Source organism: Agrobacterium sp. 6Ca8 (assembly GCF_055382765.1).
Genome location: NZ_AP026434.1, coordinates 1,605,669 through 1,622,640 on the forward strand (window position 1 = coordinate 1,605,669; position 16,972 = coordinate 1,622,640).

14 protein-coding genes are annotated in these 16,972 nt (G+C 61.6%); 8 read left to right on the forward strand and 6 right to left on the reverse strand.

All coding sequences use genetic code 11. The annotated features are described in order from the left end of the window. Positions 1-17 precede the first annotated feature (17 nt). The 8 genes from ACZ5A6_RS21490 to ACZ5A6_RS21525 all read left to right on the forward strand — a co-directional run bounded on the left by ACZ5A6_RS21490 (position 18) and on the right by ACZ5A6_RS21525 (position 9,544). Positions 18-887: an isochorismatase gene (locus ACZ5A6_RS21490; protein WP_025595093.1), complete on the forward strand. Its 870-nt coding sequence runs from the start codon at positions 18-20 to the stop codon at positions 885-887. A 13-nt stretch (positions 888-900) separates the two neighbouring features. Continuing rightward, positions 901-1,656, forward strand: a complete 756-nt coding sequence (dhbA, locus tag ACZ5A6_RS21495) for a 2,3-dihydro-2,3-dihydroxybenzoate dehydrogenase (RefSeq protein WP_013762274.1) — start codon at positions 901-903, stop codon at positions 1,654-1,656. Between the two features lie 30 nt (positions 1,657-1,686). Beyond that, the gene (locus ACZ5A6_RS21500) at positions 1,687-2,400 is read left to right on the forward strand and encodes a 4'-phosphopantetheinyl transferase family protein (RefSeq protein WP_025595094.1); all 714 of its coding nucleotides are present in this window, start codon (positions 1,687-1,689) and stop codon (positions 2,398-2,400) included. 129 nt (positions 2,401-2,529) lie between these two features. Further along, positions 2,530-4,443 carry a PhoX family protein gene (locus ACZ5A6_RS21505; RefSeq protein ID WP_025595095.1) on the forward strand — a complete coding sequence of 638 codons (1,914 nt, stop codon included), beginning with the start codon at positions 2,530-2,532 and terminating at the stop codon, positions 4,441-4,443. A gap of 163 nt (positions 4,444-4,606) precedes the next feature. Next, a complete protein-coding gene (locus ACZ5A6_RS21510) occupies positions 4,607-5,002 on the forward strand; it encodes a (R)-mandelonitrile lyase (protein WP_003518141.1) in 396 nt (131 codons plus the stop codon). A gap of 219 nt (positions 5,003-5,221) precedes the next feature. After that, the gene (locus ACZ5A6_RS21515; RefSeq protein ID WP_376909215.1) at positions 5,222-6,853 is read left to right on the forward strand and encodes a SulP family inorganic anion transporter; all 1,632 of its coding nucleotides are present in this window, start codon (positions 5,222-5,224) and stop codon (positions 6,851-6,853) included. Further along, positions 6,837-7,454 carry a ParB-like protein gene (locus tag ACZ5A6_RS21520; protein WP_065705793.1) on the forward strand — a complete coding sequence of 206 codons (618 nt, stop codon included), beginning with the start codon at positions 6,837-6,839 and terminating at the stop codon, positions 7,452-7,454. Before ACZ5A6_RS21515 ends, ACZ5A6_RS21520 begins: the two co-directional genes overlap by 17 nt. Continuing rightward, positions 7,451-9,544: a mechanosensitive ion channel domain-containing protein gene (locus ACZ5A6_RS21525; protein WP_065705791.1), complete on the forward strand. Its 2,094-nt coding sequence runs from the start codon at positions 7,451-7,453 to the stop codon at positions 9,542-9,544. The genes ACZ5A6_RS21520 and ACZ5A6_RS21525 overlap by 4 nt, the downstream gene beginning before the upstream one ends. Positions 9,545-9,568: 24 nt before the next feature. Here ACZ5A6_RS21525 and purU read toward each other — a convergent pair whose 3' ends face one another. The 6 genes from purU to ACZ5A6_RS21555 all read right to left on the reverse strand — a co-directional run bounded on the left by purU (position 9,569) and on the right by ACZ5A6_RS21555 (position 16,970). Further along, entirely contained in the window at positions 9,569-10,453 is an 885-nt protein-coding gene (gene purU, locus ACZ5A6_RS21530; RefSeq protein ID WP_065705836.1) for a formyltetrahydrofolate deformylase, read from the reverse strand. A 90-nt stretch (positions 10,454-10,543) separates the two neighbouring features. Beyond that, positions 10,544-11,812, reverse strand: a complete 1,269-nt coding sequence (glyA, locus tag ACZ5A6_RS21535; RefSeq protein WP_019566911.1) for a serine hydroxymethyltransferase — start codon at positions 11,810-11,812, stop codon at positions 10,544-10,546. Positions 11,813-11,829: 17 nt separating this feature from the next. Then, positions 11,830-12,384 carry a sarcosine oxidase subunit gamma family protein gene (soxG, locus tag ACZ5A6_RS21540; RefSeq protein ID WP_065705789.1) on the reverse strand — a complete coding sequence of 185 codons (555 nt, stop codon included), beginning with the start codon at positions 12,382-12,384 and terminating at the stop codon, positions 11,830-11,832. A gap of 13 nt (positions 12,385-12,397) precedes the next feature. After that, complete coding sequence (locus ACZ5A6_RS21545; RefSeq protein WP_464111392.1) at positions 12,398-15,388, reverse strand: sarcosine oxidase subunit alpha; 2,991 nt, start codon at positions 15,386-15,388, stop codon at positions 12,398-12,400. Further along, positions 15,385-15,705 carry a sarcosine oxidase subunit delta gene (locus ACZ5A6_RS21550; protein ID WP_065705784.1) on the reverse strand — a complete coding sequence of 107 codons (321 nt, stop codon included), beginning with the start codon at positions 15,703-15,705 and terminating at the stop codon, positions 15,385-15,387. The genes ACZ5A6_RS21545 and ACZ5A6_RS21550 overlap by 4 nt, the downstream gene beginning before the upstream one ends. 11 nt (positions 15,706-15,716) lie before the next feature. Then, positions 15,717-16,970, reverse strand: a complete 1,254-nt coding sequence (locus ACZ5A6_RS21555; RefSeq protein ID WP_003518155.1) for a sarcosine oxidase subunit beta family protein — start codon at positions 16,968-16,970, stop codon at positions 15,717-15,719. Positions 16,971-16,972 lie beyond the last annotated feature (2 nt).

The window sequence follows — 16,972 nt, forward strand, 5'->3', positions numbered from 1 at the left end:
AAACCATCGAGGTCAATATGACGATCCCCACCATTTCCGATTATCCGATGCCGGTCGCAGCAAGCTTTCCGGCCAACAAGACCAAATGGCAGCCGGACGCCAAGCGCGCCGTGCTGCTCATCCACGACATGCAACGTTATTTCCTGCGGTTCTACGAGGCCGACGGCACGTTGATGACAACCCTCATCGACAATCTTGCAAAGGTAAAGGCATGGGCGGTTCAGAACGGCGTGCCGGTCATATACACCGCCCAGCCGCACGACCAGCCTGCCGCCGACCGCGCGCTTCTGAACGACATGTGGGGACCGGGCCTGACCGTGGTCGACCCGGAGTTGCAGAAGGTCGTGGACAAGCTTGCGCCGACGCCCGACGATGTGGTGCTGACCAAATGGCGCTACAGCGCCTTCCAGCGTTCAGACCTTGCCGAGCGCATGAAGGGGTGGGGCCGCGACCAGATCATCATCGGCGGCGTCTACGCCCATATCGGCTGCATGATGACGGCTGTTGAAGCCTTCATGAAGGATATTCAGCCCTTCATGCTGGGTGATGCCGTCGCCGATTTTTCCGAAGCCGAACACCGCATGGCGCTGCAATATGTGGCAACACGCTGCGGCGTGGTGATCGACACTGAAAGCCTTGCCGGCGCGGGAGAGACCACCGATATCAGCGAATGGCTGAAGGCCCGCGTCCTGCAAATGGTGGAGGACGAGAGCGACATCGACCCGGATGAGAACCTGATCTTCTATGGGCTGGATTCGCTGCAGGTGATGAAGCTTGCCGGCGAACTGAAGGAACGCGGCGTCATCGTGGGCTTCGAAGAGCTTGCCCGCGTACCGACGCTTTCTGCCTGGTGGGCGCTGATCGAAGAAAAGCGGCTCGCGGCCTGAGCGGACGGACAAGATGATGCAGAACAGATTTAACGGGCGGCGCGTGCTGGTGACGGGTGCCGCGCAGGGCATCGGCCGCCGCATCGCCGAGCGTTTCACCGAGGAAGGGGCCGAGGTCATCGGCCTTGACCTCATTGCCGATGCAACCGATGCAACCTTCCGCCAGATCACGCTCGACATCACGGACGCGGCGGCAGTGGAGGCGGCGAGCAAGGCGATCGAGAAGGAATGGGGCGGGCTGGACATTCTCGTCAACGCCGCCGGCATCCTCCGGCTCGGCGACAGCGAAAGCCTGACGCCGCAGGATTGGAACGCCTGCATGGATGTCAATGCTGCGGGGCCGTTCTACCTGCTGCGGCAATGGAGCGGCGTCTTCAAGCGGCAGCGGCGCGGGGCAATCGTCAACATCGCCTCCAACGCCGCCGTTGTGCCGCGCATCGGCATGCTCGCCTATTGTGCTTCCAAGGCCGCACTCGTCAGCCTCAGCCATTGTGCAGCACTTGAACTCGCGCCCTATGGCGTGCGCTGCAATGTGGTGTCACCCGGCTCCACCGATACGCCGATGCTGGCCGGCATGCTGAACGATCCCAGCGGCAAACAGCGACTGGTCGCCGGTCTTCCCGAGCAGTTCAAGCTCGGCATTCCGCTGGGCAAGATCGCGCGGCCGGACGACATCGCCGACACGGTGCTGTTCCTTGCCTCCGATCAGGCAGGCCATGTGACGATGCAGCAGATCGTGGTCGATGGCGGCGCCACGCTTGCCGCCTGAGCATCGGTCCGCGTGATGAGGATGACAGATATGGCCAACGCGCCGGCGTTTCACGGCGAAGCTGTTTCCGGCGATCCACCCCAGGCCATCTGGCCTTGGCCGGACGACAGATGCGATTGTCATTGCGTCACCCTTCATTACAGCGCCGAAGAAGGGCGCGGCGGCAAGGTCCCTCCCTTGCCGCCGCAGCTTTTGCGCGCTGCGCCCAGACGCAAGGCGGAATTTATAGCCGGGCGCAGATGTGCTGCCGAAGCCATACGCCGTCTGACCGGCCGCGCCGCCTTTCCCGGCATGGGAGAGGATCGCGCCCCTATCTGGCCCGAAGGCGTGGTCGGCGCGATTTCCCACAGCCACGAGCGGGCAATTGCGCTTGCCGGCTCTTCCGAGCGGTTCTGCGGCATTGGCATCGATATCGAAAGGCTTCTGAGCGAGGAGGAAGCTTGCGATATTGCCCCGCAGGTACTGACCGCAAACGAACGCCTCAGTCTTGGAAACGACATCGATCCCTTCATGACCGGGCTGATCTTTTCGGCCAAGGAAAGCCTGTTCAAAGCGCTTTATCCGACCGTCAGACGTTTGTTCTTTTTCGAGGCGGCGGAGTTATCCGGCTATGAAGAGTGCGGTTCAGCATCCCTTCGGCTGACGACCGACATCAGCGGCGAGTGGCGCAAGGGAACGGACATTGCTTTCCACTTCTGCCGCTTCGAAGGCTTTTTGCTCACCCGTATCCTTCTCCCGCATTAAGGGAAAAATACAGAATCCTTTTCTGTGAAGATCATATTTAAAGTCGTTGTTCCCGTCATTTGTGTGAAACACTGAAACGGTACGCACCGTGTTGGAATGATTCCAAACATGCAACGGTGGAGACACGATATGACCGACATCGATACGAGCAAGCTTTCCTGGGATGCGTGGGACGAGCTGCAAAACCCGCCGCCGGCCGAAACCGATTTCGACCGCGTGGTCGAGACCGCGATTTCCCGCCGCGGCTTTCTCGGTGGCGTGCTTGCCTTCGGTTCGGCCGCAGCAGCCATGGGCACGCTCGGCAACCTGATGACCAGCACCTCGGCGGAAGCGCAGGAAGCGGCAGCCGGCCGTTTCCCCTTCAAGCCGGTGGCTGCCGCGACCGACCACACCATTCACGTGCCGGAAGGCTACAGCTGGAAGCCAGTCGCCAAGTGGGGCCAGCCGCTGTTCTCCAACGTGCCCGACCTCGACCCTACCAAGGGTGTCAGCGTTGAAAACTCCGACAAGGTCTTCGGCGAAAATACTGACGGCATGGAACTGTTCATGGTTGGCAATCACCAGCTGATCGCCGTCAACCATGAATATGTAAACCCCGAAACCAACCTGCCGCATGCCGAAAAGGGCAACCCGAAAACGGCCGACGACGTCAAGATCCTGCAGAACATGCAGGGCGTCACCGTCATGGAAGTTGCGGAAGGCACCGGAGGCTGGGAAATCGTTCTCGACAGCCCGTTCAACCGCCGTATTCACCACAACACCCCGATGAAGCTTTCCGGCCCGGCCGCAGGCTCGGACCTCGTCAAGACCGCCGCAGATCCGAAGGGTGTCGACTGTCTGGGGACCTTCAACAATTGCGGCGCCGGCCGCACGCCCTGGGGCACCTACCTCACCTGCGAGGAAAACTTCAACGGCTATTTCGGTACCACTGATGCCGCCTTCAAGCTGCCGGATGACTACAAGCGCTACGGCATCGTCGCCGAGACCCGTTACGCCTATGAGAAGTTCGATGCGCGTTTCGATGTCGCCAAGAACCCCAACGAGCCGCGCCGCGCCGGTTACGTGGTCGAGATCGATCCTTCGGACGCCTCCTCCACCCCGATCAAGCGCACCGCCCTCGGCCGCATCAAGCACGAAAACGCCGCCGTGGTGATTGCCCGTGACGGCCGCGTGGTGGTTTACATGGGCGATGACGAGCGTGGCGAATTCCTCTACAAATTCGTCTCCAACGGCATTTACGTGCCCGGTGGCGACACCTCGAAACTGCTAGACGAAGGCACGCTCTACGTCGCCAGGTTCTCGGACGACGGCGCTGGTGAATGGTTGGCTCTCACGCCTGAGACGACAGGCATGAAGATCGATGAAATCTGCGTCTTCACCCGTCAGGCCGCTTCCAAAGTGGGCGCGACAACGATGGACCGCCCGGAATGGGTCGCCATCAACCCGGTCGCCATCGAAGCCTATTGCGCCCTTACCAACAACAGCCGTCGCGGCGAAATGAAAGACGGCAAGTTGCGCGCCAATGCTGGCGGCGACGCCATGGCGATCAATGCTGCCAACCCGCGCGAAAAGAACGAATACGGCCAGATCGTGCGCTGGTACCCGGAAAACGACGATCACGCGGACGGCAGATTCAAGTGGGACCTGTTCTGCATGGCCGGCAACCCCACCGTTCACAAGGATGCCTATGCAGGCTCTTCGAACATCAACGAAGGCAACATGTTCAACTCGCCCGATGGCATGATGTTCGATTCGACCGGTCTTCTCTGGATCCAGACCGACGGAGAGGACAGCAACGAGGGCAACTTCGCCGGCCAGGGCAATAACCAGATGCTGGCAGGCGATCCGGCGACCGGCCGTATCGAACGTTTCCTGACCGCGCCGAAGGGTTCTGAAGTTACCGGCCAGACATGGTCCGGCGACAAGCGTACCCACTTCGTCGGCATCCAGCACCCCGACGCCCCCTTCCCGGATGGCGAAGGCAAGCTGCCGCGCTCCACCGTTATCGCCATCAAGCGTGACGACAACGCGCAGATCGGCTGACGCTTTGGCTTAGGCGGAACCGGGTCTCGGCATAGCGGAGATCCGGTTCCTGTCACCCGTGACCAAGGGTCGATGCGGCCTGACTGAATTTTCACTCGCCAGTGGACAAGAGAGGCATTACCGCTTCAAATCTCCCCACACGATACCAGTCAGGAGAATGACCATGGAAATATTGCGCGCGGGAACACGGGCCTCAACCAAAGGCCCCGAGGCATGGTTTACCGGCACGGTCCGTATCGATCCTCTGTTCAACCCGTTCGATGCAGAGCGGGTTCAGGGCGCTCAGGTCACCTTCGAACCAGGCGCGCGAACCGCATGGCACACGCACCCGCTCGGACAGACCCTGATCGTGGTTTCAGGGTTTGGAAGGGTGCAGCGCGAGGGTGGCCCCGTGGAAGAAATCCGCCCCGGCGATACCGTGTGGTTCGCACCGGGCGAAAGGCACTGGCACGGGGCGGCACCCGATGTCGCCATGACGCATATCGCGCTTCAGGAAGTGAAAGACGGCAAGGTCGTGGACTGGATGGAGCACGTCACGGACGATCAGTATGGTGGCTGAAGTGGCCTGGCCGAAATGGCGCTCGTCCTGCCTGCCGGACGATCTCCAGCGTTAAGCAACATCCGGAAGAGCCGAAATATTTCGGGGGCGCGATTTTAACTTTGACTCGTATGCGCATTGGGTGAACCTTCATCGCGTCGCGGGAACATGGTGGAGAATCGTGATCTTAACCGGTGGAATTGTCCTTGCCCTTATCACCGCCAATGCGGTTGCAATTCCATGCCCATGACACTCAACCGCCGCGATGTGGTGGCGGGGTTGTCGATTGCCGGCCTGATGTTACCGGAAGCGATCGCCTATTCGGGGATTGCCGGCGTTCCAGCCCAGCACGCCATCCTTGCCGCCATCATGGGCTGCATCGTCTATGCCATTTTTGGCCAGAGCCGTTTTGCGGTCGTCTCGCCCACATCGTCCTCCGCCGCAATCCTGGCGGCAATGCTTGCGACGCTCTCGGTCACACCAGCGCAAAAGATGCTGCTTGTTGCCATTACTGTCGCTCTGGTGGGCCTGCTGTTTCTGCTTGCGGCTGCCACGCGGCTCGGCGCCCTGTCGAGTGTCATCTCACGCCCCGTGCTGCGCGGTTTTGCCTTCGGCCTCGCCATTCTGATCACCATAAAGCAATTGCCGAGCCTCTTCGGGATAAAGGCGCAGTCGGGCGAGCCGCTTTCCATTCTCCTGCAAATCCTCTCCCGCCCGCAGGACTGGAGCCTTGAAAGCATCGCCGTCGGCGTTGTGGCACTCGCCGTGCTGCTTCTCCTGCGCAGGCGCCCCGCCATCCCCGGTAGCCTCGTCGTCATCGTGGCAGGAATTGCCATCTCGATCCTGCTCAACCTTCAAAGTCGGGGCGTCGCCGTCGTCGGCCAGATCGATCTTGCCGGCATATGGGCGGGCCCGTTTTCGGTGTCGCTCGACGATGTCGCGCATGTTGCCCGCTTCGCGCCGCCACTCGTCCTCATCCTCTTTGCGGAATCATGGGGCACCATCCGAAGCTTTTCGCTTCGCCATGGCGAAATTGTCGATTCCAATCGCGAACTCAGAGCATTCGGGCTTGCCAATATCGCCAGCGCCGCCATGCAGGGTATGCCGGTTGGTGCGGGTTTTTCCGCAGGCGCAGCAAGCGAGGCGGTTGGGCCGCAAAGCCGGCTTGCCTCTGCCATCGCCGCAATCGGCCTGGCGGTCTTCAGCCTGCTCGCCGCCAGATGGTTCGCTTTCATCCCGGAAGCAGTCCTTGCCGCCGTGATCGCCGTGGCGCTGTTGCATGCGCTCGACCCCGCGCCCATCATCCGTTTATGGCGGCTCGGCAACGACGCCTATCTGGCACTTGCCGCCGCAGCCGGCGTACTTGCCTTCGGTGTGCTGAACGGCATGCTTGTCGCCGTCGCCCTTTCCTTCGCCGTCTTCGTTCGCCGGCTTTCCTTACCGCATGTCATGCATCTTGGCCGGCTGGGCGATAGCCACGACTTTGTCGACATGGAACGCCACCCGGATGCGAAGGATGTGTCAGGCATGATTATTCTCCGGCCCGCACAGCCGCTTTTCTTCGGCAATGCGGAACCGATCCTTGCCGCCGTTACCAAATACATCGTTGCGCGGCCGGAACTGCACATCGCGATTGTCAGCCTTGAGGAAACATTCGAACTGGATTCCACCGCGCTTGATGCGTTGCTGGAGTTCGATGCAGCGATGCAGCGCAGCAGCATCGTGGTCTATTACGCGCGCATGCACGACCATGTGAAGGATCTGCTGCTTGTCGGCGGCGGATCCGACATGGTGGCGCGCAGCAATTTCAGTGTCGATGATGCCGTGACGGCGGCCATGCATCGGGAGGACAGCCTTGCCACACAATCTTGAACCGCATCTGACCCCGGTTGAAATCACCTCACTCAAACCAACGCAGATGACAGTCGGTCTGCGCGAGGTGGAGGACAAGCGCCGGCAATGGGCCGCCATCCGTGAGGAAAAGGGAGCCGACTTCCTCGGACACCACATGGTACCCGTCGTCCTTGGTCACAAACAACGTCTTTATCTGGTGGACCACCACCACCTCGCTTTGGCCTTGCATGAGGAAGGCGTGAAACATGTCCTGACCAGTATCGTTGCCGATCTTTCCCATCTCGGCCGGCAGGAATTCTGGTCGGTGATGGACCATCGCAACTTCGTCTATCCTTTCGACGTGGATGGCGTGCGCCATCCCATCGAAAACCTTCCCAAACGGATCGTCGATCTCAAGGACGATCCCTTCCGCGCGCTGGCCGGCGCGGTTCGCGACGCTGGCGGTTTTGCCAAAATAGACGCTCCCTTCAGTGAATTCCTCTGGGCGGATTTCCTGCGCCGCCGGGTGGGAGACAAGAAGCTGCGACATTCCTTCGAGGACGCTGTGGAGGAAGCGATGCAACTGGCACGCTCGCGCGATGCGCGGCATCTGCCTGGATGGTGTGGAGCGGACCGATGACAACCCTTCCCTCCCTTTTCCGAGTGATGGCGGCTGCCATCGCAGTTTTCGTACTGGGCGCGGCGAGCCTAGCTGCGCAGGAACTACCGCCGCCAGCGAGACCGGCCCCTACGGAACAGACGACAGAGCAGAAAGTCGACCAGTTGCTACAGCTTCTGGGACAGGACGATGTTCGTGCCCTTCTCACACAGAAGCTTGCGGCCGCCGGGACAGAGCAGCCGCCAGAACTGACGCCGCAGAGCCAGTTGAGCGATCTCGACCAATGGGCAAGCAAGCGGCGCGAACACCTAGGCCGCCTCGCAAGGGACCTGCCCGGCATGTCCACGCAGATCATCGCGGCGCTGGGAAGGCTTTGCGACGAGATCAGAAACTACGGTGCAGCCGTCTTCTTGCTGCACGTATCCATCCTGTTCGGTGCGGGCCTTGCCGGCGGCGTTGCCACGAACCGGATCATAGCGATGCAGGCCTCCCGCAGGAACGGCGCGGATATCGGCAAGGAGGCCTCGTCTGTCGTATCGCGGAGGCTTTTGCCCGTCTTCGGCTACGGCATTGCTGCCACCGCCATGTTCCTTGCCATCCAATGGTCACCTTTGCTGAGCGCCGTTCTCCTGCCCTGGCTTGCAACCAGCATCGTGTTGCCGCTGCTTTTTGCCTTCACGCGCCTGCTGCGGCGGGTCGTTGGCCGTGAGGCCTATGCCCGGCGCGATTTCTGGATCGTCCGCTGGACATGGCTCCTGACACTTGCCGGCATTTTCTGGTCCCTGCTCAGGACGCTCGAAAATCTCGATGTCCCGCGTGAAACGCTCGGGCTTCTGTCCTCCGCCATGGTCGGGCTCCTGTTCCTGCTCGCATGCATCTGGATCTGGCGTCGCCCGGTCGGCGATCCGGGTTCGGAGCGGGCAAGGGCAATCGACGTCGCGTTGATCTTCAGCCTCATCATCCTCTTCGGGCTGCGGCTTGCCGGTGCCGGGGTCCTGTTCTGGATCGGGCTTTATGCGCTGGTTCTGCCCGGCCTTGCCTCGACGCTTGGCATCGCGGCGCGAAAGCTGGCAACCGACATCGGCACCTATGGGGAAAGCGATCTTCGCCCGGTACTGGTCGAGCGAGGCGTGCGGCTTGCAATCGTCGGGACTGCCATCCTGTGGCTGATCTTCCTCGTGCGCGCGCATCCGAATTCCCTGCCCGATGGCGCATTGCTGACGTCGATCGTCGTCGGCGTCCTGCACGGGGCGCTGATCCTGCTTCTTGCCGATCTCGTCTGGATCGCGATCAAGTCGATGATCGCACGGCGGCTGGAGTTGAGTACACCCGCCGGCAACCCGATGAGCGGCCAACCGGGTGTGGGCCAGCCGCAAGATGACCGGCTTTTGACCATTCTGCCGATCCTTCGCAACATGCTCGGCATCATCATCGCCGCGGTTGCGGTCATGACGGCACTTTCGGAACTCGGCGTCAATATCGGGCCGCTGCTGGCGAGCGCCGGCATCTTCGGCATCGCCATCGGTTTCGGTTCGCAGACGCTGGTCAAGGACATCATCAGCGGCGTGTTCTACATGATCGACGACGCCTTCCGCGTCGGCGAATACATCCAGAGCGGTTCCTACCGCGGCACGGTGGAATCCTTCAGCATCCGCTCGGTCAAACTGCGGCACCATCGCGGCCCGATTTTCACCGTGCCGTTCGGATCGCTCGGCGCCGTCGAAAATATGAGCCGCGACTGGTCGATCGACAAATTCCTCGTCACGGTCGCCTTCGATACTGACATTGCCAAGGTCCGGGCCATTACCAAGGAGATCGGCAAGGCGCTGAAGGAAGACCCGGAATTCGGACAGTTCCTGATCGAAACCGTCAAGCTGAAGGGTGTCGAGCAATTCGGCGAATATGGCATGACGCTTGGTTTCGGCATGATGCTGCGCGCCGGCGGGCAATCCTCCATGGTGCGCCGCAAGGCCTATTCGATGCTGAAGGATGCCTTTGCGCAAAACGACATCCAGTTCGCCAGCATGGCGGGCGCCTATCCCACATCTACACGAAGCGCGCGGCCACAGGAGCCCGAAGCAAGCGACGGGACGGGGCCGGTGGAAGAATAGGCCTCCGGCAACCGCGCCCCAACCTTATCCCATTCGTTCGGACATATATTCGCCCGGCGAAGCTGGAAACACCACGGTCTTGTTGCCGTTGAGGAAGACACGGTGATGGATATGGGCATGAATGGCGCGTGCCAGAACCTGGCTTTCCACGTCCCTCCCGAGGCTCACATAATCCATGCCGCTCTGGGCATGGGTGACGCGGATCGTGTCCTGTTCGATGATCGGGCCTTCATCGAGATCAGCGGTGACGTAATGGGCCGTCGCGCCGATCAGTCGCACGCCGCGCTCATAGGCCTGCTTGTAAGGGTTTGCGCCCTTGAAGGAAGGCAGGAAGGAATGGTGGATGTTGATGATGCGGCCAGACATTTCCTGGCACAGCCGTTCCGACAGAACCTGCATGTAGCGCGCCAGCACGACGAGTTCGGCGCCTGCATCGCGCACCACCTGCAGTATGGCCGCCTCGGCTTCCGGTTTCGTCTCCGGCGTGACGCGAATGTGGTGAAAGGGAATATCCTCGTTCACCACCTGCTTCTGGTATTCGAGGTGATTGGAGATGACAGCGACAATCTCCACAGGCAATGCACCAATGTGGGAACGGTAGAGCAGATCGTTCAGGCAATGGCCGAAGCGTGAAACCATGATCACGACTTTCGTTTTCCGCGAGAGATCATGGACATCGTATTCCATGTCGAAATCGGCGGCGACGGAAGCGAACCCTGCGACGAGAGCAGCGGGTTCCATCCCTTCCTCCGAAACGAAGCTCAGCCGCATGAAAAAGCGGCCCGTTTCCAGGTCGGTGAATTGCGAACTGTCGTTGATGTTGCAGCCGGACCGCGCGAGATATCCGGACACGGCAGCAACGATGCCGCTGCGTGCCGGGCACGAGACTTTCATGACATAGCTGGTCAAATCCTGCTCCCCTTGATGGATCAGCGATCGGGCACATTGGCGGTGATGCCGCCCTGCCCGATCATGGCTAACGAGACCGATAATAGCGTGTTACGCGCCGTAGATCGGGAAGTCCTCACACAGCGCTGCAACCTCGGCCCGCACGTTCGCCTCAATCTCAGCATTGCCTTCGGCACTGACAGCCAGCGCGTCGATGACGCGCAGGATCAGCACGCCGATCCGCTCGAATTCGGCCACGCCGAAGCCGCGCGTGGTACCGGCCGAGCTGCCGAGCCGGATGCCCGAGGTGACGAAGGGCTTTTCCGGGTCGTTGGGAATGGAGTTCTTGTTGCAGGTGAGACCTGCCCGCTCAAGAGCGATTTCGGCAACCTTGCCGGTAACGCCCTTCGGACGCAGATCGACCAGAACCATGTGGCTGTCGGTTCCACCAGACACGATCCCCAGACCGCCATCCGTCAGCACTCGCGCCAGAGCCTGAGCATTGGCTATGACCTGACCGGCGTAGTCGGCAAAGTCCGGCCGCAGCGCCTCGCCGAAGGCAACGGCCTTGGCAGCGATGACATGCATCAGCGGGCCGCCCTGATTGCCGGGGAAGACGGCCGAATTCAGCTTCTTTGCCAGATCGGCATCGTTGGTCAAAATGACGCCGCCGCGAGGGCCGCGCAGGGTCTTGTGGGTGGTGGAGGTGACGACATGGGCGTGCGGCACCGGATTTGGATATTTGCCGCCGGCGATCAGGCCGGCATAATGGGCCATGTCGACCATCAGCCATGCGCCAACCTCGTCGGCGATCTTGCGGAAGCCTTCGAAATCGATCTGGCGCGGATAGGCCGAGGCGCCTGCGACGATCAGCTTCGGCCTGGTTTCCAGCGCCTTTGCCCGAACCTTTTCCATATCGATCAGATGCGTCTCTGCATCCACCTCATAGGAGACGACATCGAACCACTTGCCCGACATGGTGACCGGCGAACCGTGGGTCAGGTGGCCGCCATGGGCCAGCGAAAGCCCCATGATCCGGTCGCCCGGCTGAAGAAGTGCCAGAAACACCGCCTGATTGGCCTGCGCGCCGGAATGCGGCTGAACGTTCGCAAACTCCGCGCCGAAAAGTTGCTTCAGCCGGTCGATGGCGACCTGCTCGACCTTGTCGACGAATTCGCAGCCGCCATAATAGCGTTTGCCGGGATAACCTTCGGCATATTTGTTGGTCAGCACCGAGCCTTGCGCCGCCAGAACGTCGGCGGACACGATATTCTCCGAAGCGATCAGTTCAATCTGGGTTTTCTGGCGATCGAGTTCCTCGGCGATGGCGTCGGCAATCACCGTATCCGAAACGGCATTATGGGACAGACGGTTGAGCATTGTTTCCTCCTCAAGGATCAGGCGATTTCGGCGGCAAGTTCCTTGCAGCCGGTTTCAAGCAAATGGCCGAGATGCGGCGCGAAACTGTTCCAGATATCCATACGGAAACCATCCGGCGCATCGCGCCACAGCACCACGGTCACGCCATCGAAAATCGTTCTGCGGGCCTCGCCAACCGGAATGGTGTCGATGTCGCGGGCACAGCCGAGTGTCAAAAGCTCGGCGGCGAGCGGCCCCTTGATCGCGAGCGTCACTTCCCTTCCTGAAATATCGACGAGACTATGCGGATGGCCGGCATAAATGCCAGCGCAGGCCGCAATCACCCTGTCGACCGCGCCAACGGGAGCAAGGATCGTCCATTCGTCGGGACCAAGGCGCACGGCCTCGATTTCGCCTGCAGCAGTGCGAGCGCCGATCCGGTCGGGCAAGGTCAGGCCAAGGGCTCTATTGAGCGGGACCAGATCGCCGCGCGCACGCAGCGACAGCCGCCCCTGCGCGGCCAATATGCTGACCCGGGCTGCTTTGCTCTCGGCCAGCGTGCCGGGAACGGGGGAGGAAACGCGCATGTTCATTGTCATCTCCGGGTCAGATCTTCAGGCGGGTGTTTTCGGGATCGACAAAGACCATCCCGGTGATTTTTGCGGCAATCGTGCGTTCGGGCATCGGAATATAGACGGTCTCTCCCATCCGCTCATGGCCGCCCTCGATCAGCGCCAGCGCAATCGGCTGGCCAACCGCATCCGAATGATAGGACGAGGTGACATGACCGACCATTTTCATCGGGATAGGCTGCTTCGGATCGAAGACAATCTGCGCGCCCTCTTCAAGCTTCGAGCGGTCTTCGGTCAGAAGACCGACGAGGTGACGACGGCCCTTGGCGACGAGATCGGGGCGCGCGAGGCCACGCTTGCCGACGAAATCCGGTTTGGCCTTGCCCACGGCCCAGCCCATCGCGGCATCATAGGGCGTGACCGTGCCGTCGGTATCCTGGCCGACGATGATGTAACCCTTTTCGGCACGCAGCACATGCATGGTTTCCGTGCCATAGGCGGTGATGCCGTATTGCTGGCCGGCCTCCCACAGGATTTCCCAGAGCTTGCGGCCAAGCGGCGCGGGCACGTTGACTTCGAAGCCGATCTCGCCGGTGAACGACACCCGGAACAGCCGCGCCGGCATGCCGGCCACCGTGCATTCCGCGCAGGACATATGCGGGAAAGCCTCTTCCGTCAGCTCGACGCCCTCGACCAGCGGAGCGAGCAGCTTTGCCGCATTCGGGCCGTTCAGCGCAATGGTAGACCATTGCTCGGTGGTGGAAGTCAGCCAGACGTTGAGATCCGGCCATTCGGTCTGGAGGTAATCCTCCATCATGTTCATCACCCTTGCCGCACCGCCGGTGGTGGTGGTGACGTGGAAGCGATCCTCGGTCATGCGGCCGATGACGCCGTCGTCGCGAATGAAGCCGTCATCACCCAGAAGCAGGCCGTAACGGCAGCGGCCGGGCGCGAGCTTCGACCACGGGTTGGTGTACATGCGGTTCATGAACTCGACCGCATCCGGCCCGACGACCTCGATCTTGCCGAGCGTCGAGGCGTCGAACATGCCGAGGCTTTGCCGCACCGCCCGGCATTCGCGGCCGACTGCCGCATCCATGTCTTCACCTGGTTTGGGGAAGTACCAGGCGCGCCGCCATTGGCCGACCGGTTCGTAAACCGCGCCATGCTCCTCAGCCCAGCTGTCGATCTGCGTCTTGCGCGTCACCTCGAAATGCTGGCCGCGATGATAACCGGCGAAAGCGCCGAAGGTCGTCGGCGTATAGGGTGGGCGGAAGGTCGTCAGGCCTACTTCCGGCTGGCGTTTGCCGAGCGCTTCTGCCGCGATGTTGAGGCCGTTGATATTGGACATCTTGCCCTGATCGGTCGCCATGCCGTTGGTGGTGTAGCGCTTGACGTGCTCGATGGAGCGCATGCCCTCGCGCACGGCCAGCCGCAGATCCTTTGCGGTCACGTCGTTCTGGTAATCGACGAAGGCCTTGGCCTTGCCGGCATCGCGATCGCTCGGCAATTCCGTCAGCGATACGCCGCTGCCGGTGCGGTCGTGCTCCACCGCATAGTCGCGGGTATCGCCCGTCTTGCCCAGGGCTGCAGCGATCTTCCGGCCCTGCTCGGCGCCATCCTTCAGCACCGCTTCAATGCCCCAAAGCCCGCGCCCGGCGCCGGCAATTGCACAATCCTCATTGGTCATGGCCGGCAGGAAGGTGGTCCGCTGATCGTCCCAGGCAATCTTGCCCTGCGTATGGGAAAACAGATGCAGCGACGGCGTCCAGCCGCCAGACATCAGCAACGCATCACAGGCGATTTCCTGCCCCGCGCCGACCGCGGAGCCATTCACCGGATTGACGCGGACTGATTTCACACGCAACCGGCCCGAAGTCGCCGTCACGGTATGCGACAGCCGCACCGGAATGCCGAGCGCGCGCGCCTCGTTCACCAGTTCCTCGCGCACCTTCGAACGGGTATCGACGATGGCCTGCACCCGCGCGCCTGCGCCATGAAGATCGAAGGCGGCATACCAGGCGCTGTCATGGCTCGTCACCACCACCGGCCTGTTGCCTACCTTGACGCCATAGCGGTTCAGATAGGTCTGGGCGGAGCCCGCCAGCATCACGCCCGGCCGATCATTGCCATGGAAGACCAGCGGTTTTTCGAGAGCCCCCTGCGCCAGCACCACATGGCGCGCCCGCACCCGCCACAGGCGTTCACGCGGCATGTCCTTGGTCACGGTTTCGAGATGGTCGGTCAGCTTTTCGCAAAGGCCGATCATGTTCTGGTGGTAGTAGGCAATCGCCGTCGTGCGGGTCATGACCCTGACGCCGCGCTCCTTCAGCGCCTTCAACTCGTCCGCCAGCCAGTTCCATGCTGGCTGGCCGTCAATCTGCGCCTGCGGCTCGGACAGCAGCGTCCCGCCGGCTTCGGCATTTTCGTCCACTAGCACGACCTTGAGACCATCGACCGCCGCTGCGCGCGCCGCAGCCAGACCCGCAGGACCGGCGCCGACGATCAGCACGTCGCAATGCAGGTTGCGCGAGGCATAGGTATCGGGGTCTTCTTCCGTGGGCGAGACGCCGAGACCGGCCGCCGCGCGGATGAAGGGCTCATAGACCTTGTTCCAGAAGCTCTTCGGCCACATGAATGTCTTGTAGTAAAAGCCCGCCGAAAACAGCATATAGGCCATGTCGTTGACTGCGCCGATATCGAATTTCAGGCTGGGATATTTGTTCTGAGAGGTGGTTTCCAGCCCGCTCCAGATTTCCTGCACCGTGGCGCGGGTATTTGGCTCGAACCGGCCGGAGCCGCGGCGGGTGCCGATCAGCGCATTCGGCTCCTCGGAACCCGCCGCTACAGGGCCGCGCGGGCGGTGGTATTTGAACGAGCGGCCCATGAGATGTACGCCATTGGCGAGAAGCGCGGAGGCGACCGTATCCCCCTTTACGCCGCGATAGGTCTTCCCATCGAAGGTGAAGCTTACCGAGCGGGCGGCATCCACCCGGCCACGGCCGGAAACGCGATAGGAGTTCATTTCGACACCTCGGAGCTGGCTGGTGCGCTGGATAGGGAGGAGAGATCAGGACGCGGCTCGCCTACGCGATAGGTTGTCAGGAAACGGTCGCTCACCGTGTCGCGCACCGCATTGAAGAAGCAACCGCAGCCATGCAGGTGCCGCCAGCGCTCGAAATGCGGACCCCTGGCGTTTTCGCGGATGAACAGGAATTCTTCCCACTGTTCATCACTCTGAGACGAGGGGTCGGCCGCGCGCACGACATGGGCCTGCCCGGCATAGGTGAATTCGGCTTCGGGCAGCGTTTCATGGCAATAGGGGCAACGGATCAGCAGCATGGGTTAGCTCCTCAGTGCGCCACGGCAGCGGCGGCGGCCTCGTCGATCAGGCGGCCGGAGCGGAAACGCTCCAGCGTGAAAGGCGCGTTGATCGGGTGCGGTTCGTTTTTCGCGATGGTCCAGGCGAAGGTGTGGGCAGCGCCCGGCGTGGCCTTGAAACCACCCGTGCCCCAGCCGCAATTGACATAAAGCCCGTCGACCGGCGTCTTGCCGAGAATGGCCGAGCGATCCGGCGTGACATCAACAATGCCGCCCCATTTGCGCAGCATCCGCATGCGGTTGAAGATCGGGAAGATTTCGACGATGGCGGCGATCGTATGTTCGATCAGCGGCAGGCCGCCGCGCTGCGAATAAGAGGTATACTGGTCCGTACCCGAACCGATCACCAGCTCACCCTTGTCGGACTGGCTGATATAGGCGTGGACGGCATTCGACATGACCACGCAGGGGAATATCGGCTTGATCGGCTCAGACACCAGAGCCTGCAGCGGATAGCTTTCGAGCGGCAGGCGCACGCCTGCGGTATCCATGACAACGGACGTATGGCCAGCGGCGGAAACCGCAACTTTTTTCGCCTTGATGAAACCTCGCGCCGTCTCGACACCCGCGACGGACCCGTCGGCATTGCGGCGAATGGCGGTGACCGGGCAATTCTGGATGATATCGACGCCACGGGCGGCAGCACCGCGCGCATAACCCCAGGCAACCGCATCGTGGCGCGCCGTGCCGGCACGTTCCTGAAGCGCACCGCCCATCACCGGGTAGCGGGCGTTTGGCGATATGCTCAGCGGCGGACAATATTCCTTGCATTCTTCCGGGGTAAGCCAGCGATTGTCGACACCGTTCAAACGGTTGGAATGGATGTGGCGCTTGAAGCTCTGCACATCGTGGACATTATGGGCGAGCATCAGCACCCCGCGCCGCGAATACATGACGTTGTAGTTCAGTTCCTGGCTCAAGTTCTCCCACAAATCGACGGCGTGATCGTAAAGACGCGCGCTTTCGTCGTAGAGATAGTTGGAGCGGATGATGGTCGTGTTGCGGCCGGTATTGCCGCCGCCGAGCCAGCCCTTGTCGATGACAGCGACATTGGTGATACCGTGCTGGCTGGCCAGATAATAGGCCGCACCCAGACCGTGCCCCCCGGCGCCGACGATGACCACGTCATATTCGGCTTTTGGCTGGCTATCGGGCCATTGCTCGTCCCAGTTCTTGTGGCCGGTCAGGGCATTCCGCAGGAGATTGAAGGCATTAAAACGCGTCATGA

Coding starts and splice junctions, on each gene's coding strand:
- dhbA (WP_013762274.1), top strand. CDS start 901: ATGATGCAGAACAGATTTAACGGGCGGCGCGTGCTGGTGACGGGTGCC.
- ACZ5A6_RS21510 (WP_003518141.1), top strand. CDS start 4,607: ATGGAAATATTGCGCGCGGGAACACGGGCCTCAACCAAAGGCCCCGAG.
- ACZ5A6_RS21525 (WP_065705791.1), top strand. CDS start 7,451: ATGACAACCCTTCCCTCCCTTTTCCGAGTGATGGCGGCTGCCATCGCA.
- ACZ5A6_RS21490 (WP_025595093.1), top strand. CDS start 18: ATGACGATCCCCACCATTTCCGATTATCCGATGCCGGTCGCAGCAAGC.
- ACZ5A6_RS21545 (WP_464111392.1), bottom strand. CDS start 15,388: ATGAACTCCTATCGCGTTTCCGGCCGTGGCCGGGTGGATGCCGCCCGC.
- ACZ5A6_RS21515 (WP_376909215.1), top strand. CDS start 5,222: ATGCCCATGACACTCAACCGCCGCGATGTGGTGGCGGGGTTGTCGATT.
- ACZ5A6_RS21555 (WP_003518155.1), bottom strand. CDS start 16,970: ATGACGCGTTTTAATGCCTTCAATCTCCTGCGGAATGCCCTGACCGGC.
- glyA (WP_019566911.1), bottom strand. CDS start 11,812: ATGCTCAACCGTCTGTCCCATAATGCCGTTTCGGATACGGTGATTGCC.
- soxG (WP_065705789.1), bottom strand. CDS start 12,384: ATGAACATGCGCGTTTCCTCCCCCGTTCCCGGCACGCTGGCCGAGAGC.
- ACZ5A6_RS21500 (WP_025595094.1), top strand. CDS start 1,687: ATGGCCAACGCGCCGGCGTTTCACGGCGAAGCTGTTTCCGGCGATCCA.
- ACZ5A6_RS21505 (WP_025595095.1), top strand. CDS start 2,530: ATGACCGACATCGATACGAGCAAGCTTTCCTGGGATGCGTGGGACGAG.
- ACZ5A6_RS21550 (WP_065705784.1), bottom strand. CDS start 15,705: ATGCTGCTGATCCGTTGCCCCTATTGCCATGAAACGCTGCCCGAAGCC.